Genomic DNA, 22,680 nt, shown 5'->3' with positions numbered 1-22,680 from the left:
CTAAGATGCCAGACCTTGATTTCTAGTCTCCCTTTCTAAATGCAAACACGCAAGTTTATATTCAGAACGCAGTTGTAAAAACAGATACATGACTTCATCAAACTTATTTGAAGCGATGTCTTCTTCAATTTTAGAGCAGAATTGAGTCATACGCCGGAAGCCCGCATTCGCGCAGGTAGACTTTAAATGATGAGCGGTTTTACTGACATCGCTCCATGCCGATTGCTCGATAAGTACTTTCATCTTCTCTAAAGATTCGGGGGCCTCTTTAAGCCATTCACCACGTATCTGGGCCATTAGAACAGGTGCTTGTGTTTCGCTGATTTGACGAAGACGTTCCATCGCGCGGGGATCAATAATCTGGGTGTCTACGGCGTCAAGTTTTGGCGACCACATCGCGAGTTTATCATCCAGTTCATTCATGGTCAGAGGTTTAGAGAGATAGTCACACATCCCTGCACGCATGCAGTCTTCTTTGTCTCCGCGAACGGCATTGGCGGTGACAGCGATCACCGGAACACCTTGGCTCCATAGGGTCCCTTGTTCCGTCGTAATCTGTTTGGCAGCTTCATAACCGTCCATTTCCGGCATGTGACAGTCCATTAAAATGACATCGGGCTTTTCTTTTTCGTAAGCCGCGATGGCTTCGCGACCGTTTTCGACGACGGTAAATGTATGCCCCAGACGTCTCAGCATAACCTTGATCACTTCTTGGTTTGTGGCGTTGTCTTCGGCAACCAAAACTTTTAAAGGGGCCAATGAGGATAAGAAAGCCGACGTCACGGGTGACGTTGGGTGGTTGGTGCTCGGCATGGAATTCACCGCTTCGAGAGGAATGTTTATCCAAAAGGATGTGCCTTCTCCTATCTTGCTTTCCACATCTATCTTTCCACCCATAAGATCCACAAGTTTTTTTGTGATGGATAGTCCTAAACCAGTTCCACCGTATTTTCGTGTGGTGCTTTTGTCCCCTTGCTCAAAAGGCACAAAAAGTTTTTTTACGGTGTCTTCAGTCATGCCAGGCCCATTGTCTGAGACCTGCACTTGCAACATGGTTTTTGAACTTTCCGCTCGGTAAGAACTGATTCGCAAGGCGACTTTGCCGGAAGAGCTAAACTTGATGGAATTTCCTAAAAGGTTGATAAGAATTTGTCGGATGCGAAGGGCATCTCCAGAAAAGGAACGAGGAGTATTATCTGAAATCGAAGTTTCAAATTCCAGTCCTTTGGATTTCGCAGAGTATTCCAAAGTATTATAAACTTCCTGAACGAGCTTCGGGAGTTCAAAGTAGTTTTCTTCCAGTTCCAATTTTCCCGATTCAATTTTAGAAAGATCTAAAATTCCATTGATCAAGGTGAGTAAAGCCATACCGGCATCACGAATTTTCTCTAGTTTGCTGCGCTGACTTCCCTCAGGCATCTCTGCTAGCATCACTTCAGACATTCCTAGAATACCATTCATCGGTGTGCGAATTTCGTGACTCATATTGGCCAAGAATTCCGACTTGTGTTTAGAAGCTTCAACAGCGGCATCTTTCGCAAGCGCTAGTTCTTGTTCGACCTTGGTGCGACGGCGATTTTCCATGTCCGTCAGAAGATACGCTAGAACAATAATCGCAAAACAAAGTCCGCTCCCAAGAATGGTCCAATCACGGTTGATACGTCCTTTGGATTCTGCGATTTTGCGATGTTCGTCGACTTTGGCTCGCTCCACACCTTTGACCGCGTCGACGGCGGCGCGAAGTTGATCCATCACTTCTTTTCCTTGACCCGAGCGCACTTTGTCTTGAGCCTTTTTAGCTTGGCCCGTATTCACAAGGGCAATCATTTCACGCGACAGTTCGATTTTTTTAGTGACGAGCCCACGGATTTCTTTGTATTCCACCATGCTTTTAATATCCGGCGGGACTCCCTGATCCAAAGCATCTAAGTGGCGAGGAATATGAATGCGCGCTTTATCGTAAGGCTCAAGGAATTCACTATTGGAAGTTAGAATGTATCCACGTTGACCGGTTTCTAAGTCGACCACGGTTTTTACCAGCTCATCCATGACGACGATAAGAGCTTCGCTTTTTTCCTGTTCACGAATGGAGCGACGATAATCGCGCAAAGAAAGAAAGTTTAAAACAAGAATTGAAAGTGTGACGATAGTGCCAAGGGCAAAGATTCCCTGAATCAAGCGATTGGTGATTTTGATTTCCACAAAAACCCTTTAAAGTGAAAAAGCAATGCGCGCTATATTCTCGTGGTCTTGGCTCAGAGAAAACTCCAGCGTCCCATCGAAGTCCCGCAAGATCTGCGAGGCCACTGAAAGGCCTAAGCCGATAGGAAGACTAGGGTTTTTTTCTGGCGTACCGTTATCCTTGACTAAAATATATGTCAGTTCGGCGCCAGAAGAAATTTCGATATCTAGAATTGGACGAAAGCCCTTTTCATTGCGTGAACGATCTGTCACGTGGTCAATCGCACTCTGCAGGACATTTTTCAAGGCTTGGGCTAGTAAGTTCAAATGTCCGCGCACTAAGATTTCATCCCCCGGGAAGTGCAGCTTCACTTCAATGCCCTGTGATTTGGTTTGCAGCTCGACGATCTTAAGAGCGCGCAGGCAGGCCTCTTTTAGACTGATATCACCAATCTGATCGGCGTTGGGATTACGAGTAAAGCCCAACAGATTTTGCACGATCTCTTTGCAGCGTTGAACGCCGGCTTCCATTTCGACGATATCCGGGTAAAGGGGATTGTCTGGACTCATGTCCATCTTAATCAACTGAGTGAAAGATAGTATGCCGCCTAAGGGATTGTTCAGCTCATGCGCAATGCTGGATCCGATGGTTCCTAGCTCCGCCATTTTTGCGGATTCTAAGATCTGCTTTTCCATTTTCAGCTGCTGGGTCACATCGTGATAAAGATTTACGAATACAGGTGGTTTTTCGGAATCCAGCGGCAGACTTTGGCTGAAGACTTCAAAAGTTCGGGGTGAAGAGCTTTGGCTTTGCACGCGGAAATTGGTTCCGCGCTGGCAACCCGGACATGGCTCTTCTCGGTTGTACAAAACTTGATAGCATTTGCGCGAAGTGTGTTCGCGATTTTGTTCACGAAGGCGATCATCTAATGCTTTGTTCGACTGAATGATGTCGTAATTGGTATCAATAAGAACGACAGGGTCCGACATCGAGTTGAAGGTCGCTTCCCACTGTTCTTTCAATGATTCTGATTCTTTAAGTTTCTGAATTCTATCTAGCGCCAAGGCGACGGCTTCAGCCACACGAGTTAAAAAATCACTTTCTTCCTTAGTGAAAGGGTGATCGGGGCCTCGCAAGAAAAAGATCGAACCGACTTTTTCGTGATGACGGAACAGGGGCACTTGCAATTGAGTGAAATTCAGCTGCGCCTGCACTTGTCTTGAAAACAGTTCATCTTGAGGATGATAAAACAATCGGATCCAGGATGTATGAACTGTCGCCGCCATCGATTCATTAAGGAGTTGTTCAATTTCACCGACGGAACTTGCCTGATGCACAGCCATCAACGCTCGTTTGAAACCCTCAATGCGGGAATTAGTCAAAAATAGTTTGCGGCGCGCTTCTGTCAGGAACTTTGTTCTTTTTTGCACGCGCTCTTCAAGTTCAATTTGCAAACGCTTGAGTTGCGCCGTCTGCTCGCGAATCAAAAGAGCTAAATTTTCATCCTGCTTGCGTTGATTTGCTTCTTCCAAGGCGGAAAACAAATGAGTTTCCAAGTCGGCATCTTGGTAGCTCGACATCACTCGGAAAAATGAAAACTCTTCATGCAAGAATGAAAGCTGATGAGCGGAAAAATCCTCTGGCACGACTGCGATAAATTGTGTTGAAGGCGAACTTTCTTTGATGGCCTGATAAAATTCGGGAAACTTTTTTCCTAAAACCAACGTGATCGACACGGCAACAACATCGTAAGTGGAATCTTGAATCCAATGCCAGGCCTGCTGTAGGTCAGTCGCAATATGCGCTCCTAACTCTTGCAAACGCGCGTCCCACGGACCGATCAAAAGAAAACTGGCTTTTAAAGTCCGCATGTCGGGATTAAATCCTGGTGTTGAGTGATTGTAAAATCAGGATGATCTTCAGGGTACTGTGGGATTTCGCCCACGTGTTCGCCGTAGGCAAAGTAGCAAGTGTCTGCACCTATTCTTTTGCCATCACGAATTTCACTAGAAAGACGATTTCCGATACTGAGAAGTTCCTCGGGTCTATGACCTTCACTTTGCACGATGTCTAAGAATGCGGATTCTTTTTTCTCTCCGATAAAACCATTCAGAATGTAAATTTTTTTGAAAAGGGGAGCGATGCCCAAAGAACGAATCTTTTGTGCCTGCGCTTCGGGCGAACCCATCGTCACTAAAAATAAATTGTGAGACTCGCGCAGTTTTTGGATGTTTTCCAAGGAACCGGGCATCAGCGGAAGTTTTTCAGGAATCTCGGGATTATAAAAATGCTCTAAGGCGTCGTGGATGGCTTTGCCTTTTTGATTCGTACCGAATTTATCGACGATTTTTGTGAAAATTTCCGTATGAGAAAATTGCGAGGCCAATTCATGGCGCATCTGCAAACAAGTCTCTAAATCACATCGCAAGCCGGCAGCCAGCATGGCTTCACAAGAACGACGGGCCGCTGCTGGAACCAGAATACCAGAGGTGTCCAGCAAGGTGTCGTCGAGGTCGAAGGCGATGGATTTATACTTACTCATGAAATTGACTTTCCTGTTAGCAGAAGTTCCAAACCTTTTTTAAAGTGAGGCCATACCAAATTCAGGTCTATGTGTTCTTGTTCTTCAATGCAGATCACCGGAATCTGATGCTCCATCCAGCCGTACTGTCCAAGGCTTCCCGGCGTCGGATAGCCAATATCTTCGCGCGCCTCGTAACCTGTGTCAGTCGCCAAAATCTCGGCGGCTTTTTTTCCCGGTTGGCCCGTATAGACAACGCAAGGCTCCCACGAGTGAAAGTGTACTATGAGCTGTGGCTTTTCGTCCTCAATGAGTTTTACCAAGGCCTGCACTTCCTTCTCACTTCCAGGCGAAGGGCCAGGATAATATCGGGGTGCCTTGGCTTCCGAGGACCAGTCCCGAGAAGGAAAATTACGGTTGAGGTCCACACCACGGGCATTCACCCTTTGGTTTTTCGCGTAGCCGTCGGGATTGATGCAGGGAATGAGCAGCCAAGGGCGGATGGATTCATAGTGCGTGGTCTCGGCCTGTTTCAGCCATTGGATCAGTTCTTGAGCCAGACGAACCCCCTCGGGCTCGTCACCATGAACTCCTCCGATAAACAAAATGGGCCGTTCGGAAAAGTCACTCAAACTGTGTGATTTTTTATACAATTCGATAGAAGTTCCAAGAGAGGTTTGAGCCCAAGAAGTTTGGTGAAAAATTTTTCCTTGCATGAGACAATTAAGCCTGTTTTTTTCAGAGAAGAAAAGCTTTTAAAAGGATGTTTCTAAATGTCAGTCAATTCATCTGAGAAGTTAACTGTGATCGCTCTTGCTGCCGGTAAGGGCACACGTATGAAATCACCACTTCCTAAAGTTCTTCATCCCGTGGCAGGACGCCCGATGATTGAAAAAGTAATCCAGGCTTCTAAAGGGGCCGGTGCTGCCGAAGTTCGTGTGATCGTAGGTCATGGACAAAATCTCGTCCGCCAGGTCGTCGAGCCCATGGGTGTCGCATGTTATGTTCAAGACGAACAATTGGGCACCGCCCACGCGGTTCGTTGCGCAAAACCAGAAACCATCGAAGGTGACGTTGTTATCATGAACGGCGACCATCCTTTGATTGAAGCTTCGGATATCAAAGACTTCGTCCGTCACTTCCGTGATGAAAAATGTGATCTTGCGGTAGTAACAGCAGTTATTAAAACTCCGGGCGAGTTCGGACGTATCGTACGCCACCGTGGTGAGCTGGCGGCCATTGTTGAAGCAAAAGATGCTTCGGCTGAAACTCTGAAGATCAAAGAGATCAACACTGGCATTTATGTCGTAAAGGGCTCTGTACTTGCGGAATACCTTCCGAAGATTTCAAATAACAACGCGAAAAAAGAATTCTACATCACGGATCTTATTTCCTTGTGCATCTCGGACAAGTTGCGTGTTCAAGCTATTCAGTCGACTCCGAAAGTCGCTGTGGGTGTAAACAACCAAGTGGAGCTGGCGAAAGCGACGCGTCTTTTGTTTAAGCGCAAAGCTTTGCGCTTAATGGAAGAAGGCGTTTTGATGATTGATCCTCGCACGGTCTATGTGGAAGACAGTGTGGAGATCGGCGCGGGCACAGTGCTTTACCCGAACGTCTTTATTCGTGGTCGTTCCAAAGTGGGCTCTTTCACGGTGATCGAGTCGAACAGTTTTATTTCTGATTCTGAAATCGGCGACAGCGTTCAAGTGCGCGGCGGAAGCTACCTTGAGCAATCAAAGCTTCACAATAAGGTTTCTGTCGGACCTTACGCTCGTCTTCGTCCTGAGACAGAAATCTTTGAAGAAGCCCACGTTGGAAACTTCGTCGAGATGAAGAAAGTGAAGTTCGGTAAAAAGTCGAAAGCGGGTCACCTGACGTATCTTGGCGACGCCGAGATCGGTGAAGAAGTGAATGTAGGTTGCGGAACTATAACTTGTAATTACGCAGCTGACAGAAAGAAATATAAAACGAAGATTGGAAACCGTGTCTTCGTAGGCAGTGACACTCAGTTCGTGGCTCCTATCGAAGTCGGTGATGACGCCATCATCGGTTCCGGATCGACGATTACTAAAAATGTCCCAGCGAAAGCTTTGGCCGTCGCTCGTGGCAAACAATTCGTTAAAGAAAACTACGCTGTCAAAGCCGCTGAACAAGAAGTGGCCGAGACTGAAAGCAAATAGGTGAAGTTATGTGTGGTATCGTTGGCTATTTAGGCCCTCAAAATCCAAAAGATGTCATTATCAGCGGTCTTAAAAAATTAGAATACCGTGGATACGACAGCGCGGGTGTGGCTATTCTTGACGGCGGCAAAACAAAACGTGTGCGCGCTCAAGGTAAACTTAAGAATTTGGAAGAAAAACTGACGTCCGAGAAATTCGATGGCCGTATTGGCATCGGGCATACTCGTTGGGCGACTCATGGTAAACCTTCTGAAAGAAATGCCCATCCTCACCAAGTTCGCGGCATCAATCTTGTTCACAATGGTATTATCGAAAACTACCTTGAAATTCGTGAAGAGCTTCTGGCTCAAGGCGCTGAGATCACTTCAGACACAGACTCTGAACTTGTCGCGCATTTGATCGCCAACGAAGTGGAAGTGACAAAAGATCTTTTCAAAGCCGTTGAAGGTGTTCTGCAAAAGATTCGTGGTGCGTTCTCGATCCTTGTGATGTGGGAACAGGATCCGGATCGCCTTGTGGCTTTCAAAGACGGTCCACCGCTTGTTGTTGGTATCGGTGAAAAAGAAATGTTTGTGGCTAGCGACGTGCAAGCCTTGATTCAGTACACGAAAAAATTCGTTTATTTGGATGACCGCGAAATCGTGTCGATCAAAGGTGCCGATGTTCAATTCTTCTCTGCCAATGGCTTCCCCATTCAAAAGAAAGTGGTTGAGCTGAACTGGAATCCAGAGATGGTTGAAAAACAGGGTTATGCTCACTACATGCTTAAAGAAATTTATGAGCAGCCTCGCGCCGTCGCGGCAGCGATTGAGCCGCACGTGAATCCAGAGAATTTCTCTGTGGCTCTAAAAAATGTCGGCTTTGGCGGCCAGCCTGTTCAAAAATTGGATGAGCTTGATGCGAAGGCAGACTGGGCTAAAACTCAGGAAGTCTTTAAGAACATCGATCGCGTTTTCATCATTGCCTGCGGTACAAGTAATTATGCCGGCATGGTCGGTAAATACCTGATCGAACAGTTGGCGAAAGTTCCAGTTGAATGTGATATCGCAAGTGAATTCCGTTATCGCAATCCGGTGATTCCTCCTCGCAGCTTGGTAATGACGATCTCTCAAAGTGGTGAAACTGCCGATACTTTGGCGGCGATTCGTATGGCGAAAGAGCTGGGTGCGACGACTTTGAGTATCTGTAACGTGCGCAACTCGACAATTGATCGTGAAGCTCATGGTCACTTGTACATGAACTCGGGCCCAGAGATTGGTGTGGCGTCGACAAAAGCTTTCACCAGTACAATGGCTGTTCTTAACTGCTTCGCGATTTCATTGGCGCGCGCTCGTGGTGCGATGGATGAAGCAACCGAAAAAGAATTGGTGAAATCTTTGCTAGCGGTTCCAAGTCAGATGGAAGGTGTGTTGGCTTATGACAAATATTTCGAAGAAGCCGCTTCAGGTTTGAAGCTGTTCCGCGGCTTCTTGTATATGGGTCGTGGCACAAGCTTCCCGATCGCAATGGAAGGTGCTTTGAAGTTGAAGGAACTTGCTTACATGCACGCTGAAGGTTATGCCGCAGGTGAAATGAAGCACGGTCCGTTGGCGTTGATTGACGAGCGCATGGCTATTGTCATGGTGGCTCCGACAGATCACCTTTATGAAAAAACGATCAGCAATCTGGAAGAAGCGCGTGCCCGTGGCGGTAAAGTGATTTCTATCGGGACTGGCGAAAATGAAAAACTTCGTGCGATCAGTGAATACTATTTGGCTATTCCAAAAGCTCACTGGACCGTAGAGTCTATCTTGACGGTTATCCCATTGCAGCTGATGTCTTACCACTTGGCTTGCAACCTTGGTTACGATGTGGATCAACCACGCAACCTCGCAAAATCAGTGACTGTTGAATAAACGAAAAAGCCCTCTAAAAAGAGGGCTTTTTTATTTCTGAATTTCAAAAGATTTAAACGCCAGAATTCATCAAGTTATAGAAGGACTTCACTCGCTCTACAAAATCCACCGTTTCGTAACCACGTGCCGGCCCGTATTCAAGCTCAGCCGCATAATCAGGATTTGCTAGAAGCGGAAGTACTTCACGCAAGTGTCTCCAGGAATTCGGATTTCGCCCCATTTTTTCAGCCAACTTCTGAGCATCTTTCAAGTGCGCGACGCCGACATTATAAGCCGCTAAAGTTAAAGCCAGGCGGTCTTTGGGATTTAAATCATTCGGAGTGCGATTCCACAAGTAACGAAGATACTTCGATCCGCCCCAAATACTTTGCATAGGGTCGGTGCGATCTTCGATTCCCACGTGATCGGCTGTCTCTGTCGTTAGCTGCATCAGTCCGCGCACGCCAGTAAAACTGCGAGCATCGGGATTCCAATGAGATTCTTGATAAGCTACGGAAGCAATCAACTGCCAAGGAAGACCATGCTCTTCACCGGCATCTTTGAAAGCCTGGCGGTAAAGAGGAAGTGTCGAACGAATCTTTTTAAAGAATTGAGCGATGTCGCGTTTATCCAGTTGTGCCAGATAAGTTTTGTAACGATCCAAGGTACGCATGATTTCATCATCGCGAGAGGCTTGCTGATACCAAGCATTCATTAACTGCACGAGATCATAATTATCTGGAGTTAAAAGCCAGCTTAATGAATAAGACTCCGTCAGGGCCGTCACTTTTTCTACGGAGGTGTGATAGCGCGTATAGAAATCTCCACTGAAGTTTTCAGCGATCACGCAATCCGTTTTACGTTGCGGAAGACCCGTGAATAAATCCTGAGTTTTCGTGTTTTCTAAAATTTCAAGTTGGACTGACGGAGAAAGTTGAAGCAGGCGTTGTGAAAGACCGAAGTAGTTGTCTTTATTAAGAAGCTGGATGCGTTTGCCGTTAAGATCCTGGATATTTTGAACTTGGGATTTTTTGTGGCAGTAAAGACTTAAGAAAGTCTCTTCATAGGCCGGGCTTTTCAAAAAGCCTGTATTATTGCGAGGAGTCCTCAAACGAGCGGCCGCAATATCGCCCTCACCCTTCATCAAAGCCCTTATCACCGAGTCTTCATCAGGAAGAACCACGTAACGGATCTTGAGGTTGTAGCGGTGAGCGAAGTTTTCTAACAGATCGTGGTCGATTCCGAACGCCACCCCTTTTTTCGGCTTACTATATATAAGAGGACTTTGCGTGGTGAGGACAACAACTTCGCCTTTAGCTTGAACACGGGACAAAGTTTCTTGCTCGTCCCAATAAATGGCGTCACAGCCATTCATTGCGATCGTCGTAAAACCCAAAGCGCTGACTAGAGCGACCTTGGTTAATTTCTGTCGAAATCTTAAAAACATTCCCATGTGTTCGCCCTGAGTATCCGACGACGCGCCGCAGTCGCAAGCCATAAGGGTGGTTCAGACCCTTAAAATTGTGAAAAACTGACGGTTTTTGGAAGAACTCCGTGGTGAATTAGAAAAAACTTCAGTCTCAGTGTGGGGTTGCGGTCCCGTGTTACGAAATTGGGAGAAGCTCGCGATTGTAACGCGGGTCCTTCGATTCCGCGGCTTGTCGAAGGCATTTTCCCTGTCAGCTGACTTCGGGACGCGGGCATCCTGCCCTCGCCGGCCTTGAATACGCCATCCTGGCGGGCCGGAGGTCCCTTCGTCATCTGCCAGGGAAAATGCCTTCGCCAATCCACGGAATCGAAACCAGGTTCTTGGGTTCTTCCGATTTGTATTTGGGCCAGTGAATTGGATGAAGTGGTTTTCGAAGTGTTGCAGCTTAAAAGAGCGGCAGTTTTATTTTTTGGTCTTCTCTATATATAGACATGCTTTCTTGGGATTTTTTGGTGGGGACGGTTTGCGTTAGTTGGTGACTCGCGGTGGGGATTCTTGGATCGTCTTTGGCTGAAGACAGTGAGGGGTCAAGTGTCTGAGTTTTCTTATGTTCAAAGTAGAGGGTGGATTGAAATCGTTGTTGGGTCGATGTTCAGTGGGAAGACTGAAGAGTTGATTCGTCGATTGCGTCGGGCGGAGTTTGCTCGGCTTCAGATTCAGGTTTTTAAGCCTATTATTGATAAACGTTATAATGAGATGGCAGTGACTTCTCATAATATGACGACGATGGATTCTTTGCCGATTCATGATGCGGAAGAGATTTGGAGTCATTTGAAGCCGGGAACTAAAGTTGTCGGTATTGATGAGGGGCAGTTCTTTTCTGCGAACCTGGTGCAGGTGGCCCAGGATCTTGCTGATCGTGGGCTTCGTGTGATTATTGCGGGTTTGGATACGGATTGGCAGGGGAAGCCTTTTGAGCCGATGCCGACTTTGATGGCGATTGCTGAAAGCGTGACGAAGCAACACGCGGTGTGCGTGGTTTGTGGTGCTCAAGCTAGCCGTACGCAAAGAACTTCAGGTGGAGACAATCAGGTTCTTGTTGGGGCTCATGATTCTTATGAAGCTCGTTGCCGTGACCACTTCAAGCCTGAAGTGGATCAGCCGACATTAGATTGGAAATTAAAACGTGAAATGGAAATCTCCTAAAGGCTTTGGCCCTTAGGGATTCCAGTTTTGCAAAGCTTCGCGAGCTAAAGTGATTTGCTTTTTCTTGCGAAGTTCTTTGTCGCGCTCTTTTTCTGCCAATGGTGGAAGAAGGGCGAAGTTGATGTTCGTAGGTTGGAAGTGCTCTGCTCTTGTAGGATCCGTGATTGCTTCTAACAAAGAACCAAAGGCGCTGGCTCTTGGTGGTGGTGTGAAAGGGCGGTCTTGAAGTTTTTGATTCAAGAAATGCGCGACCATCAGTCCCGTACACGTCGATTCGAAGTATCCTTCGACACCTGTGATTTGGCCCGCAAAGAACAACCAAGGATCATTCTTGGAGGACAAATCTTGATTCAATCTTTTCGGAGAATTGATGAAGAGGTTGCGGTGAATGCTTCCTAGCTTTAGGAACTCTGCATTTTCTAACCCTGGAATCATGCGGAAGACGCGCACTTGTTCTCCGTACGCCATGCGAGTTTGAAAGCCGACCATGTTGTAGGCCGTGCCTTCTTTGTTGTCTTGTCTTAATTGGACGACGGCCCAAGGATAACGACCTGTGCGTGGATCATCCAAGCCGATCGGTTTCATGGGACCGAAACGCAGAGTCTGAGGACCACGGTCCACCATCACTTCAATCGGCATGCAGCCTTCAAAAAAGTTCGTCGTCTCGAAATGTTTTGGTTCGATCTTACGTGCGTTTTTGATTTCTTCGATGAACCGATTGTATTCTTCTTTGTTCATCGGACAGTTGTAGTAGTCGCCCGTGCCTTTATCGTAACGGTCGGCTTTCCACGCGATTTCCGTGTTGATGGTATCGGCGTCAATGATTGGCGCAATGGCGTCGAAGAAGTAAAGAAATTCGTCGCCGAAATGTTTGCGCATGTCTTCGGCGAGTTCGTCATGAGTCAAAGGGCCCGTGGCGATGACGGTCGGGCGCGGAAGTGAACTCAGCGATGTTACCACATCGTTGCGAACTTCGATTCGAGGATGATTTTTAATTTTCTCGGTGACGATTTCAGAAAAGACTTCGCGGTCCATTCCTAAAGCTTGGCCTGCTGGAACTTGAGCTTTGAAGGCCGCATCCAAGATGTGGGAATTCATTTTTTTTGCTTCCCACTTCAATTGTCCTGGTGCGGAGTGCTCTCCCAAACTGCCAAAAGAATTCGAACAAACAAGCTCTGCGAACTTGTGAGTTTTATGAGCAGGCGTCATGGTTTTGTCGCGCATTTCGTAAAGAACGACTTGATATCCCATGTCAGCCAATTGTAATGCGCATTCCGAGCCTGCGAGCCCTGCACCAACCACTGTAATTTTTTGATTTTGAGTGAAATTTGTCATCTTTGTGGTAGACCTTTTCTGAGATGGATTACACAAACAAACCCAAGCGTAAATTTTCTATCGGCTCGGAAGTACTACAGAGTCTTTTTGAAAATGGCAAGTCGCCATTGTCAGAGCAATTTATGCGTTGGAAATTGTGGGCGAAATGGGAAGAAGTCGTGGGGCCCACCATTGCGAAAAATGCCGAGCCTGTCGGTTTTCAGCGCGGTGTTTTGTATGTTTGGGTGCGAAACTCAACCTGGATGCAACAGATGAGTTTTATGGGGAATCACATTCGTGACACCATCAACCAAAAATTTGAGAAGAATTTTGTAAAATATATCAAGTTCACTCTGGACCGCCGCGAAGTTCCTTCGGCGGATCAACAGGGTTTCCGAGAGATGATTCAAAAGATCGCTCCCGAAGACGACAACGACTAAATCACTTCAAAGACTGTAAAGAGCGAATCCACGGCAGTTGGATTTTATCCAATTGCTGACGGCTTTCTTTGTTCAGATGTGGACGAACTGTTTCTAACGCTAGGATTACGTTCACCTTCTGCGGGAAATCCAGTTTCGTTCCATCGCCATGAATATAAAACCCCTCTTTATCGTTATAAAGATGCCTATTCATGCCGTAATAAATTTCGAGCGCCGACCACTTGTATGTTTCTAACTCGGTTACTTCTGCCGCCTTCAGAAGCGCGCGGATGCTCAGGGCCTGCTCTTCGGCATTCACTTCGGGATTATTCGAAGGTTGAAGCTTATTGAGATAATAATAAGACGGTAGCAATGACTTTTCATTCATCAATTGATTCGATAAAAAGTTAGCAAGGGCTACGGTCAGAAGTTTGAGGTCGCGTCGTCCGTCCAGCAATGTGTCTAAGGCACTTAATCCTTCCGCGTTCTTTTCTCGAAGAATTGACGATTTGGTGTTCTCTACACCTTCTGTGGCCTCTAAGAACTCGGCAATGGCGAGGATAAACTTAGCCATGTCTCGAGTTTTTACGGCATTGGATTTTCTTCCGGCCTTAATGTCGACAATTCCACCCATCACCGCTGTCTCTGTGGTCGTCGCATATTGATCGGCCCACAATAATTTTTTATCGAGTGTTAGTAAAAACACCGGTGTCGATTTTTTTGTAATATCTTGAAGCAAAACCGCAACGTCACCCAAATTCAAAGTGAAGAGCATATCTTTGGGGAAAAGAGACCGGTTCAAAGCCTCGGCCTGAATTTCACCGGTCAATTCTTGCGCTTTAATTTTTCCCAGTGTTTTATCAAAATTCGTATCCTTCCAGTCTGCCATCACGCGCATCATGCGGCTGAGACCGTGAATTTGTGACGCAAAGGCAGCCGCTGAAAAGTTCTTTTCGTAAGCCATTTCTTCATTCGCATGAAAGCCATCCTGCAGACGGATCTTGTCGGGAATGCGGTATGAAAATTCGGACTCAGCGAGATTCATGATGTCTAAAGGTGTCTTCGCCGATTCTACCGGAGACAGAAGAGCCGGGATCAAGTTGCCGTTCACATCACGATACCCGCCAATGCTGACAAGCTTGTTAACTTGGGATAACGCCGCCTGAAAACTTTGAGCTGTTTCCGGAGCACCGTATTCCAGAAGAATGCTATTTGCACTTAAAGAAGGTCCAATATTTTCAGCTTGGACTTCTGTGATGGAACCTTGAGGCTGCAAGGTCAGCGCTGTTTTGTTCGAAAGCTGAACTTTGATGTGCGAGGCTTCAAAACCAGGCAATTGACCTTTCGTCTCTGGCAGAACTTTTTCGGACCAGGTCGCAAAAAGCTTTTTGATGTAATCACCATAATTTGATTGTACGCCGGCAAGCTCTTTGCTTTTTGCAACCAAGCCCGCATCAATTTTTTCCACGAAGAGGGCTGGAAGCTCTTTCACGAAATTTTGCGCAAACTTCTCAATTTCAGATTGAACATAACCCTTGGTCTTTTCGTTCATCTCTTGACGTAGTTGTTGCAGTCCATACTTTTTTATTTTTGGCAGAATGAAGACTTTCTTCGCAATACCTTTAAACAGGCCACCCGAACAGCCTTCTTTTCTTAGGCAATCCAGTTCTTTGTCGTCTTGATTTGTCAGGAAGTCGTAAAGGTCTTCATTGACCGGCTTAAAGTAACTTTCCTTTTCGGCCGGGGTAAGAATTTTCCAGATATCGATGAGGACTGTGAGTCCGGCTTGAGGTTCTTCTTGAATTGCATCTAAACCCGTTGCGATCAGGCGGCCCTGCTGTAAGCTTTTTTGAAGTTCCGGGGGAACTGCCACTTCGAAGTCTTTAATGACTTTTTCAACAAGGTTTAAAGTTTGATTCAGGGTCTTAGCGTTTTGCAAATCGACCATCAAGCGCTGAAGGTCTGAAAACAAAGGCTTCGTTTGAAGACGAAGTTCTGTTTTCACGCCATCCTTAATCATGTCAGGCATGTCCAACCCGTCGATCGAACCAAGAATGGCTTCGGCGAATCTTTCTACATGTAAAAGCAGTCCCGCCAGAGTTTCTGGCTGCTGAGGCCAGGGGTAGCCATGGCCCAAATTTAAGATGGCTCCTGAAAGAACAAGTCTTGATTTTTCTAGGTCAATAGCGACTTCTTCTAAGGTCTTTCGGACTTCTTCCTGAGTTTGGGCGGCAGCCAAAGAGGCAAACGGAGTTTGAGCCAAAGGCACCAACGTCGTTGCATTCGGTTGCGCATAGAAATTTTGAATCCATTGAAGTCCTTTATTCTTTAAGGCTTCATCGTCGCGAAGGTTGCCAAGCGCAATTAGATTTTCAGCTTGTTCAAAGAAGTCAGCAGTTAAAACAGTGCCCTGCCACGTCAGGGGAGGCGCTTCCCGATTGAAAGAGCGAAGACGTGCGTTTAAATCAGCATCCTTCGACTTGGGACCAAAAGTGCTTCGTGGACTCTCGAAACGACGCTCTTCGGGCTTCGGCGCACATGCACTCAAAGCGAGAAGGGATGAAATAAGAATTTTAATGCCGGCTTTCATTTAAAATCCTTTAAAAAAACATCATCAAGTTCAGCTCTTGCACTAACTGGCGCTCTACATTCACGCCCGCAATCACGTCAGAAACTTCCAGGGACACAATCATTGGAATGACCGCGGTTTTTTTGAAATACGATTTCACGGAACTGTAAGAAACTTCCGCTTTCACCCTTTGCGCGCGCATCTCGGTGTTCAGCGCCAGCAGATCATAGCGAGAATTTTTTGTTCCTGAGAATTGATCTTCAAACTTTGTGGAGTATTCATAGCCACCACCAAAGGTCCAACTGTCACTCATTTCATAAAACAAGTTGCTTCCCAGTGTTGTGGTATCACCCAAGGCGCGATTCACTTCTTCTTTGGATGCGAGATCTGGCAAAGTGTCGTCCTCGTCCAAAGGAACACGCGCCGTGATTTTATCTGGAACGTTATAGATATAAGAAAGATAGGGAACGAGGCTGAAACTCTTTCCCATTTTTCGTGAATAGGCGATCGTGTTATTGATATTTGTTCTTCCAAAAATATTTAAAGCAGCAAGATTGTCTGGATCGTAGGCGGGTCCCGTCGGTAAATTCACCTGGGCTTGATAGACAATGGCTTGTTTGCCGTCTTCATAAAACTTGTAAACGCTGGCAAGTTGCACGTCCCCTAAAAAAGTTTCGTCCTGATTTGCTAAAGGTTGATAACCTTTTTGCTTCAGCGTCTGTTGAGTAGCCACGGCTAAATTCGTATTTAAAGCGCTATCGAGCTCTGCACTGAGTCCGGAAAATTGCTCGCGGTAGTATTCGATGTTGGAAAACTGCTGGGAAATCGAAACGGTGTTTTTATAGGTGACAACAGGAAGCCCTAGGCCCAGAGTCCATTTTTTAGTGAGACCTCTTGCGAAGACCGGAGCAAAATATTGGACGGTGGGTTTCGTGTGAACACGTAAAACACCTAAATTGAAATCGCTTCCCAAGCTGTGAGCGCCGAAACTATTCAAAGCATCGATCAATCTTTTCGCATCGGAATTAAACTTAGCTAAAGTCGGCGCATCAAAGACGACGGACTTATAGTCACCGAGCTTCATCAGCGTACCGTCTTCGATGTACTTTTCATCGATGCCATCAATTTTGCCAAAGCGGAAGGAAGGACTGTTGATGCCTTCGGGAAGAACGTTCGTGGACGTCAAAGCCTGGGCGCTCATGGCACCACAAAGTCCTAATAAAATTAAGAAGGCTTTGACTTGTTTCATGTATCTCTACTCTAAAGATAAAGCGTTAAAAGTTTTTTGAATCCAGTCCATATGGTTCTGAACATTGATGTACTGACCGCGATAACTGCACCAATCGGGATCTGGATCTTCCGTTTGTGGAATCAAAGACTTTGAAACTACGCCGACAATCATCGTGTCGTTGCCGGTGGTGACCATTGCCGGTCCACCAGAATCGCCTTGGCAAACGCCTCTCCCTTTTGTTTGATCGACTTCAAAAGTGGGAAGGTTAGGATCATAAGAGGCGATCTCAAGATCGACGGTTCTAAGTATCCCTGCATTTCCTGGCAAAGATTTTTTTCCGTTGGTTCGGCCAAAACCTGCGGCCGTGACGGTTTTAAGTTCTAAGTTTTTTTTAGCGTCAGGCAAGGTCATGATAGTTATATCTTCAGGCAACGAAATCTCTAAAAGCATCATAGCCAAGTCTGACGTATCTTCTTTGGGGTAGTCGGGGTGGGGCACGATTTTTATGACGTTATAAAGCGCCTTTTTGTCTTCCACTGGCAACTCAATACGAACGATGTTGGCATTTTCAACGATACAATGAGCCGCTGTCAGGATGATTCTTGGTGAAATAGCCGCCGCCGTGCACTCTTGCACTTTGTAGGATGTGGTGATCTTGTTGCCATCGTCTTTCACCTGCTTATTGTAAAGGGAACGAAGGTGCAGCGCTTTTCGAGTCATGGCGTCTTCATGTGAAACTTCAGCGCCACCCACAATAGCCGGTGAATCCGCGTGCGCAATCAAGGCCGGGGAGGGTTGGATGTCGCTTTGACAGGCACTTAACAAAAGGGAAAGAACGAGCCATTTTCTCATGTCGACGGAGACTTGCAAAAAACTGGCTCGGCAGAGCGAAAACAGGTTCTTTATTAGGTGTCTAAAGTTTTGATAGGCGACCTAAAATGCAACTCTAGATAAGGGCTTTTTTGTCGAACAGAAAATCTAGAAGTCGGGGAAGGTCCCAGGAAACATGTTCAAGACGGATTTTTTTATCTGGGAAGCTTTTCTGCAAGAGCTCCACCCCTTCGGCGGAGCTTCCATCATAAATGTCCATAAACGTGGCTTCGTCAGCAAGAAACCACGGCCAAAGCTCCTTATTGGGCTCAACCAGAATCAAAAGTTTTTCAAGGTCATTTTGTCGCTTCTTAATTTCGACATCAGAACCCATTTCAAACTTACTCATAGTCCAACTTCCTTGCTTCTGGATTGATCGGGATATCACGACCTCTTTTCAATCGGTTTAGTGTGTTGGCTTCATTATAGGGTCCAACACTGATGATTTTATACTGATCACCCACGACCGTGATTCTGACGGGTACGCCGTCCACGTGCTGATACACGTTAATGGTAGCTCGTTCTGTATCATATACAACTGTCGCATTTTTGTTACGAACCATTTTTTGGATGTCGTCGACGGTCAACTTCCCTTGAAGGTGTTTCAGTCTTGGGTCACTCAGTTGGCCTTGAACACGGTCTGCGACTTTGAACGTGACTTCCTCTTGTCGCATCATCGCACGTGCGGTCGGTGAGTCGCCGATATTTCCTAATCCTCGAACAACACCATCACCGACATCATCCACCATCTTTGAGATGCCTTTGGAAACCCCAGACCAAATCTGTCGATTCCCCATAGCGACACCCGCAGCAGCATAAACGCGTTCTGTGGTGCTGAGCTTGCGACCGCCCGGCATACAGTTCTCGGTTCCGGTGATTGCCTCGCACGCGTCTATGAGGTCCCCTGCAGGCGTTAAACGAATGCCCAGAGCCAAGGCCTCTTTAAAGACTTCGGGATGAGTCATTAAGTAGCGTTGAGCCTTTGCCATGGACATATCTTCCAGCAGATCCATAACGTCTTCGGGTTCTGAGTCTCGCAGCTTTCTTTGTGCGGCTTGTTCTTGGGCCGACAATTCCGACAGGGCTTTTTCTCCGCTTAACGCTTCTGTTAAATCGCTCGCTTCTTCTGGCAGAACGCCGTTAAGATCCGCCATTTGTTCTTTAGCTAGAGCCTTGTTAGATTCAGTAAGCAAGGCTTCCGCCATGGCTTCATCAGCCAGTCCCTCTGTGGGCACATCCTGTTTCATCTGTTCTTCAAGTTTTTTAAGCTCTTCTAGCTTCTTTTTATCTGAGGCGTCCTTTTCGTTTTCTTTCATGCGTAAATCCAGCTCACGAGATCCTTTTGTAAGATCTGGACTTTTCGCTTTGTTCTTCAAAGAATTTTTTAAGTTTTCTAACTGTCGATACTGAGCTTGCAGATTATTGCGAGCATTTTGAATGCGCTGCTGTCGTATCTCAATTTTTTGTTGGTCAATATTGGCTTGTAAACGGCCGTCAGAAGAACAAATCTCTCCACCGCAAAGACCGATGGGAATGGTCGTCCTATCCCCTGCATTTGGTGCCGAGAACTGTCCGATGTTCATCCAACTTTTGCCGTCTAAAGAAAACATCAAGATATATTCAAAACTACATTGGTCTTGGTGACCAAACTCACCATAGTTCGCGCTAATTTCAGTCGTACTTCCATAAGAGTTCAAATGATGACGACTCAAGCTGACGGTGAGATCGCCGCTAGTTGCGTGAGCAAATTGAGCCAAAGAACTGCGGTTGGCCGCTAAGCTGACCTTCCAATGATGGGCCGTATTGGGTGAAAGGACGCGCACTTTTATACGGCCATAATCCGCAGCCAGTGCAGTCGCGGCGGTGAAGAATGAAATCAAAAGCAAAACGAGGAATCTCATTTTGCCACCTTTGAAACTTTCAGAGCGGCCTGCGCTTCACGATAGAGGATCTCGCCTTTCAGTTGAAGAATAGTTGCATAACCCTTTTCGTTTGACTCTTTCAACCAGCTCTCGATCTTTTGACTGACAATTGAAGATGCCGTTAGTTTGCTCTTTTGCAGTGAACTCTTCTGAGCCTTTAATGCTGATTGAAGAAGTTTATAGCTTTTTTCAGCGGTGCTTGCGGCAGATACCGTCTCTGCCTTCATAAGCAGATTCAGGTCTCGTTGAATTTCAGTGTCAACATACTGCGCGTTCTTACCTAATCGTTCGATCACCGCTTTGAGGCGAATCTTTTGACCTTCAATATCGTCCTTGACCGTCAAATAGATGCCTTGAGCTAGGAGCAAGCGATAAGAACGAACAAGCTCACTCAACTGACTTTCGTCACGGAATTTCGAGTAAATGCTTTGGATGCGAACTGCTGAGACTTCGGGGCCGTGAATCTGCGTCAACCCGTTATAGAAATCTGCAGACCTCTTATCTAAACGCTGACGAGCCAGCGCAAATGCGGCTTTAGCGTCGGCGACGTCTTTTTCCAGCTTCTTTATTGGGGTCCAATCTGCAGTTTTTGCTTTGAGGAGCCCTTCAGGATATCTTTTTAAATATTCCTCGATGATCTCGAAGGTCTCATCAAATTCCGCCGCACGTTGAGCTGCCAGAAGTTTTTTAAGTGGATGTTCTTCCGGCAAGACGGTGGCTTTTTCGTATGTTCCGATCAATTTCGATGTGGCGCCAGAGATATAACCCAGCTGTGCGCTCCAAAGACTGATTTGTGCTGTCTCTGTTTCATAGCTTCCTTTGAAGTTGGATATTTCAGAGACGAGATTATTGCTTTGTGCTTGCAGATTTAAGAGCTGTGTCAGCGTGTCGAAATATTCATCTAGATACTTACGGTCTTTTTCCGCCGCATTAATAAGGTTTTGAACGTTAGTGAGTTCCTTAATGCCCATGCGAACGGGCTCGCCTTCCGCCTGACAGGCGGCCACGATGTCACCCGTGACTTTTTCGCCTTGCTTGCTTTTTAAGGTTTCGCGAGAGGGATTAGCATAGCAATTTGCTTGTCCTTCAACGACCGTAAAGATGATTATCAACGCCAGAAGTGCTTTCATAACTATCTCATCGGTCCTGGAATGCAGGGCTGATTCGGTGGACAGGGAAGACCCTTGGGCGCTTGGGGCACGATCGCATAGGCTGCGTCTAATCCATCAAGTGCTTGAAGTCCTTTTGTGATATCTGCATGAAAAGCGGCGATGCGTTCTCGATAATGTGCCTTCACTGTGCGAAATACTTCAAGCTTTGTTGCAGAGTCATCCATAATTGAATTTGTTAATTCACTTAAAAGATTGGCGCGCACGTCAGAGTCGCCAAACTCGTTATTTTCCGACAAAAGATTGATTAGCGATTCTACGGCCGCATCAACGCTGTCAGAGTCGTTTATTTCCAATGTATCTACGTCTTGAAGTAAAGCCCCCAGACGACGAAGCACAGATTTAAATTCCGGCAAATCCTTTTTTAATTTCAGATAAAGATCTTCTTTGTTAAATGCGTAGGGAAGTGACTTAATAATTTCTGCGGATTCATAAGCAAAGTATTCACCTTGTCCCGTCCACAGCAGGGCCTTCAACGTAACTGCGCGACCGTCAACATGCATATGTTCGGTCATCTTTTTTAGATTTTTAAGATAGGCACTCAGATCCAAATCATTTTTTAAAGCTAACTGCGTGATCACTCTGTTCAGATGTTGCACCATTGCAAATTGAGAATCGGCGCCAGAGCTATTGATTCTCGCAAGAAGCTCTTCCACTTTCTTTCGTGAGTCTGCACCGAGTGCATCTAGGTTTTCCTGGCTCAAGGTCAAACCGGTTGTGCCCTTCAAAATATGCAATCTCATGGCATGCAGATCGGCTTCCACTTGAATTGATTTTTTGATTCGTTCTAGCTTGGAATCGGAATATGTCGATACCAACCACAAATCCAATCCTGAGGAAGCGCCTCTTTCCAAGTAGGTGCGTTCAATTTGATCCATTTTAGTTGAAGCTATTTCATCGAACAGCTTCGATTGACCCATCAGGCGCCCCACTTCATCGCCAAAGTTCCATCCCTCCAGGACCTTGTTCAAAAATCCACGCAGCACAGTTCTTTGGTCGTCAGCAGAAAGTGTGTTGAAATATTTAGTAAAGCTGTCTTTCTTCTGAGCGAAGACAAAACCATGAAATATCAAAGAGCGATAGGGTTCTACGAACCACAAGCGGGCATTGTCTTGGGTGTAGTAGTTCACATATCCACCGGTGCCATCTATGTTGTAAAAAGGAGTGTTCCTTTCCTCTGCGAAAAGGCGTTGAAAGTTTTTGTAGTTCGGGTCATACGCATTCTTAGTTAAGACGTTTTGCTCCACCGAATTTAACAGCAATGCTTCGAACCATTGACCCGGATAAGGATACCAATTGCGTTTTTTTACATTCATCAATCTGTCGGCCTGCGCTTTTAAGCAAGTCATTTTGTCCGAGGCACTGTCGCCTTTGCTAAGGTCATAGAAGTCGCAGGTAACACATTGTTGAAGGGCGATGCGATTTAGCTGGTTTCTTTTTGTGATGTCTTTGGTGGTGTTCACAAGGTGGTCCATGTTTCCAGCGTCCATCAATCCTTCATCTGCTTTCGATGCTTCGGGATTAACGACGTAGGTTTTGCAACGAGTGACTTCTCTGACAGGTCCAAAAGAGATGCCGCTGTTTTGAACCGGGGGTGCCGGAATAACTCCCGTCCGTGAAGTCGGCCTATCCGCAAGTGCAATGGAATTGAGACCATTCAATAAGATAAAAAAGACCACGGCCGTTTTCATACTTTCCCTTCGTCTCACAATGAAACACAATGAAATATTCGTATTCTTAAGAGCAAAGCAATTAACGAACCTATCCAAGAACAGATTGTTTTGATTACGAAGC

At 46.3% G+C, this 22,680-nt stretch carries 17 protein-coding genes; 4 read left to right on the top strand and 13 right to left on the bottom strand.

Going from position 1 to position 22,680, the window contains the following annotated elements; all coding sequences use genetic code 11:
• From AZI87_RS04560 to AZI87_RS04545, 4 genes are read right to left on the bottom strand one after another with little or no spacing between them, the layout of a single operon-like run.
• A complete protein-coding gene (locus AZI87_RS04560) occupies positions 1 to 2,202 on the bottom strand; it encodes an ATP-binding protein (protein ID WP_063205214.1) in 2,202 nt (733 codons plus the stop codon).
• A 9-nt stretch (positions 2,203 to 2,211) separates the two neighbouring features.
• Positions 2,212 to 4,053, bottom strand: coding sequence for a histidine kinase dimerization/phospho-acceptor domain-containing protein (locus tag AZI87_RS04555; RefSeq protein WP_063205213.1), 1,842 nt, complete (start codon positions 4,051 to 4,053; stop codon positions 2,212 to 2,214).
• On the bottom strand, positions 4,041 to 4,724 hold the full coding sequence (locus AZI87_RS04550; protein ID WP_063205212.1) for an HAD hydrolase-like protein: 684 nt from the start codon (positions 4,722 to 4,724) through the stop codon (positions 4,041 to 4,043). Before AZI87_RS04550 ends, AZI87_RS04555 begins: the two co-directional genes overlap by 13 nt.
• Positions 4,721 to 5,419, bottom strand: coding sequence for a M14 family murein peptide amidase A (locus AZI87_RS04545; RefSeq protein WP_063205211.1), 699 nt, complete (start codon positions 5,417 to 5,419; stop codon positions 4,721 to 4,723). Before AZI87_RS04545 ends, AZI87_RS04550 begins: the two co-directional genes overlap by 4 nt.
• Before the next feature lie 57 nt (positions 5,420 to 5,476).
• Between AZI87_RS04545 and glmU the strand changes: the two genes are divergently transcribed.
• Complete coding sequence (gene glmU / locus AZI87_RS04540) at positions 5,477 to 6,883, top strand: bifunctional UDP-N-acetylglucosamine diphosphorylase/glucosamine-1-phosphate N-acetyltransferase GlmU (RefSeq protein WP_063205210.1); 1,407 nt, start codon at positions 5,477 to 5,479, stop codon at positions 6,881 to 6,883.
• An 8-nt stretch (positions 6,884 to 6,891) separates the two neighbouring features.
• The gene (gene glmS, locus AZI87_RS04535) at positions 6,892 to 8,778 is read left to right on the top strand and encodes a glutamine--fructose-6-phosphate transaminase (isomerizing) (RefSeq protein WP_063205209.1); all 1,887 of its coding nucleotides are present in this window, start codon (positions 6,892 to 6,894) and stop codon (positions 8,776 to 8,778) included.
• A 52-nt stretch (positions 8,779 to 8,830) separates the two neighbouring features.
• Here the strand turns inward: glmS and mltF are convergent, their stop codons facing one another.
• On the bottom strand, positions 8,831 to 10,210 hold the full coding sequence (mltF, locus tag AZI87_RS04530) for a membrane-bound lytic murein transglycosylase MltF (RefSeq protein ID WP_253696443.1): 1,380 nt from the start codon (positions 10,208 to 10,210) through the stop codon (positions 8,831 to 8,833).
• Between the two features lie 567 nt (positions 10,211 to 10,777).
• Here mltF and AZI87_RS04525 point away from each other — a divergent pair.
• Entirely contained in the window at positions 10,778 to 11,392 is a 615-nt protein-coding gene (locus tag AZI87_RS04525; protein WP_081112127.1) for a thymidine kinase, read from the top strand.
• Between the two features lie 12 nt (positions 11,393 to 11,404).
• On the opposite strand, the gene trmFO is transcribed toward AZI87_RS04525, so the two are convergent.
• Positions 11,405 to 12,727: a methylenetetrahydrofolate--tRNA-(uracil(54)-C(5))-methyltransferase (FADH(2)-oxidizing) TrmFO gene (trmFO, locus tag AZI87_RS04520; protein WP_063205207.1), complete on the bottom strand. Its 1,323-nt coding sequence runs from the start codon at positions 12,725 to 12,727 to the stop codon at positions 11,405 to 11,407.
• Positions 12,728 to 12,750: 23 nt separating this feature from the next.
• On the opposite strand from trmFO, the gene AZI87_RS04515 reads away from it, so the two are divergent.
• Complete coding sequence (locus AZI87_RS04515) at positions 12,751 to 13,146, top strand: DUF721 domain-containing protein (protein ID WP_063205206.1); 396 nt, start codon at positions 12,751 to 12,753, stop codon at positions 13,144 to 13,146.
• Position 13,147: 1 nt separating this feature from the next.
• On the opposite strand, the gene AZI87_RS04510 is transcribed toward AZI87_RS04515, so the two are convergent.
• From AZI87_RS04510 to AZI87_RS04480, 7 genes are all read right to left on the bottom strand, one after another.
• Positions 13,148 to 15,715 carry a hypothetical protein gene (locus AZI87_RS04510; protein WP_063205205.1) on the bottom strand — a complete coding sequence of 856 codons (2,568 nt, stop codon included), beginning with the start codon at positions 15,713 to 15,715 and terminating at the stop codon, positions 13,148 to 13,150.
• Between the two features lie 10 nt (positions 15,716 to 15,725).
• A complete protein-coding gene (locus AZI87_RS04505; protein WP_253696441.1) occupies positions 15,726 to 16,943 on the bottom strand; it encodes a hypothetical protein in 1,218 nt (405 codons plus the stop codon).
• A gap of 6 nt (positions 16,944 to 16,949) precedes the next feature.
• Positions 16,950 to 17,777, bottom strand: coding sequence for a S1 family peptidase (locus AZI87_RS04500; protein ID WP_081112177.1), 828 nt, complete (start codon positions 17,775 to 17,777; stop codon positions 16,950 to 16,952).
• A gap of 94 nt (positions 17,778 to 17,871) precedes the next feature.
• On the bottom strand, positions 17,872 to 18,144 hold the full coding sequence (locus tag AZI87_RS04495) for a hypothetical protein (RefSeq protein WP_063205203.1): 273 nt from the start codon (positions 18,142 to 18,144) through the stop codon (positions 17,872 to 17,874).
• Positions 18,137 to 19,696, bottom strand: a complete 1,560-nt coding sequence (locus AZI87_RS04490; protein WP_063205202.1) for a hypothetical protein — start codon at positions 19,694 to 19,696, stop codon at positions 18,137 to 18,139. The genes AZI87_RS04495 and AZI87_RS04490 overlap by 8 nt, the downstream gene beginning before the upstream one ends.
• Positions 19,693 to 20,847: a hypothetical protein gene (locus AZI87_RS04485; protein ID WP_063205201.1), complete on the bottom strand. Its 1,155-nt coding sequence runs from the start codon at positions 20,845 to 20,847 to the stop codon at positions 19,693 to 19,695. The genes AZI87_RS04490 and AZI87_RS04485 overlap by 4 nt, the downstream gene beginning before the upstream one ends.
• Positions 20,848 to 20,849: 2 nt before the next feature.
• The gene (locus AZI87_RS04480) at positions 20,850 to 22,577 is read right to left on the bottom strand and encodes a hypothetical protein (RefSeq protein ID WP_063205200.1); all 1,728 of its coding nucleotides are present in this window, start codon (positions 22,575 to 22,577) and stop codon (positions 20,850 to 20,852) included.
• Positions 22,578 to 22,680 lie beyond the last annotated feature (103 nt).

The organism is Bdellovibrio bacteriovorus (assembly GCF_001592745.1).
Lineage (GTDB): Bacteria > Bdellovibrionota > Bdellovibrionia > Bdellovibrionales > Bdellovibrionaceae > Bdellovibrio > Bdellovibrio bacteriovorus_B.
This window is presented reverse-complemented; position numbering and strand designations above follow the sequence as displayed.

Coding starts and splice junctions, on each gene's coding strand:
- AZI87_RS04500 (WP_081112177.1), bottom strand. CDS start 17,777: ATGAGAAAATGGCTCGTTCTTTCCCTTTTGTTAAGTGCCTGTCAAAGC.
- glmS (WP_063205209.1), top strand. CDS start 6,892: ATGTGTGGTATCGTTGGCTATTTAGGCCCTCAAAATCCAAAAGATGTC.
- AZI87_RS04550 (WP_063205212.1), bottom strand. CDS start 4,724: ATGAGTAAGTATAAATCCATCGCCTTCGACCTCGACGACACCTTGCTG.
- AZI87_RS04555 (WP_063205213.1), bottom strand. CDS start 4,053: ATGCGGACTTTAAAAGCCAGTTTTCTTTTGATCGGTCCGTGGGACGCG.
- AZI87_RS04480 (WP_063205200.1), bottom strand. CDS start 22,577: ATGAAAACGGCCGTGGTCTTTTTTATCTTATTGAATGGTCTCAATTCC.
- AZI87_RS04490 (WP_063205202.1), bottom strand. CDS start 19,696: ATGAGATTCCTCGTTTTGCTTTTGATTTCATTCTTCACCGCCGCGACT.
- AZI87_RS04505 (WP_253696441.1), bottom strand. CDS start 16,943: ATGAAACAAGTCAAAGCCTTCTTAATTTTATTAGGACTTTGTGGTGCC.
- mltF (WP_253696443.1), bottom strand. CDS start 10,210: ATGGGAATGTTTTTAAGATTTCGACAGAAATTAACCAAGGTCGCTCTA.
- trmFO (WP_063205207.1), bottom strand. CDS start 12,727: ATGACAAATTTCACTCAAAATCAAAAAATTACAGTGGTTGGTGCAGGG.
- AZI87_RS04545 (WP_063205211.1), bottom strand. CDS start 5,419: ATGCAAGGAAAAATTTTTCACCAAACTTCTTGGGCTCAAACCTCTCTT.
- AZI87_RS04515 (WP_063205206.1), top strand. CDS start 12,751: ATGGATTACACAAACAAACCCAAGCGTAAATTTTCTATCGGCTCGGAA.
- AZI87_RS04485 (WP_063205201.1), bottom strand. CDS start 20,847: ATGAAAGCACTTCTGGCGTTGATAATCATCTTTACGGTCGTTGAAGGA.
- AZI87_RS04510 (WP_063205205.1), bottom strand. CDS start 15,715: ATGAAAGCCGGCATTAAAATTCTTATTTCATCCCTTCTCGCTTTGAGT.
- glmU (WP_063205210.1), top strand. CDS start 5,477: ATGTCAGTCAATTCATCTGAGAAGTTAACTGTGATCGCTCTTGCTGCC.
- AZI87_RS04495 (WP_063205203.1), bottom strand. CDS start 18,144: ATGAGTAAGTTTGAAATGGGTTCTGATGTCGAAATTAAGAAGCGACAA.